The 1,214-nt window shown below is 46.5% G+C and carries 1 protein-coding gene; it reads right to left on the bottom strand.

Annotated elements, in window-relative coordinates:
- On the bottom strand, nt 1–1,214 hold a 1,214-nt coding region (locus R8N28_RS25700), incomplete at both ends, for an ATP-binding protein (protein WP_318183719.1).

The following is a 1,214-nucleotide window of genomic DNA, read 5'->3' as shown; positions in this document are numbered from 1 at the left end:
ATAATCTGTTCGATATCGGTTGCGGTGTACGGCTTAGTGAGGATGTCGTCCATGCCTGAATCAATGCACTTTTGACGTTCTTCAATCGTTGTGCCTGCTGTTAAGGCGATGATAGGACGGTCGAAGCCTTTTTGTCGCAAGTGAGCCGTTGCTTCGTAACCATCCATTTCCGGCATTCGACAATCCATAAATATCAATTCGTAATCTTTGTTTTTAACCGCTTCTAGCGCTTCCAAACCATTGGCTTTTAAATCAGGAGTAATGTCGAGCTTTTTCAGCATCTGCGTCACAATGACTTGGTTCATTCGGATATCATCCACCACCAATATCGAGCGCCCAGCTAAGTCGCTTCGTTCGACAACAGCCAACTCCCCCGACGCTGCGCCTTGAGCTTGCCCCTCTTTTAAAGGGATGGAAACTTTAAAGGTTGTACCTTTGCGCTCTTCACTTTCGAAACTGATCTCACCTTGCATTAAATCCACGAGGTTCTTACAAATCGCTAAGCCCAAACCTGAGCCTTCAAAACTGCGTTTTGCCGAACGGTCAACTTGTACAAAAGGGTCAAACAACGAACTTTGCGCCGCTAACGGTATCCCAATTCCGGTATCTTCCACCTCAAAAAACGCAGTGCCGTTTACCCACTCGACTCGCAAGACCACGCCGCCCAAATGGGTAAATTTGATCGCGTTCCCAATCAGATTGACTAAGATTTGGGTGATTCGTTCTAAATCGCCAATCAGAAACTCCGGAATGCCCAACTTCTTGTCGATAGAAAAATGAATGCGCTTCTCTGCCGCTTTCGCAGCAAATACGCCCGTAATGGCTTTTTCGAGATCATCCCACGCAACAACCTTGTCGATAATTTCCATCATGCCAGCATTCATCTTGCTGAAGTCGAGCAAGTCGTTGATGATGACGCGAAGTAAATCGCCCGACTGAATCAAATTACCGAGATATTGCCGTTGATCTTCTCCCAACTGAGTTTTGCTTAACAGCTCTGCGCTGCCGAGTACGCCATTAAGTGGCGTTCTTAACTCGTGGTTAATCATCGCGACAAACTCTTTCGTCGCTTTTTCTGACTCTTCCGCTCGCTTTCTTAACTTGACTTCACGTTCAAGGCTGAGGTGACGGCTGATCACGCCGTGAACCAAATCAGAAACCAGTTCCATTTGTTTGGAGATAAAAGCTTGCTCAATTTGTTCCAGCGACACAGA

Source organism: Vibrio sp. Vb1554 (genome assembly GCF_033344235.1).
The sequence above is the reverse complement of the archived record's forward strand: the minus strand, read 5'-3'. Positions and strand labels throughout refer to the sequence as shown.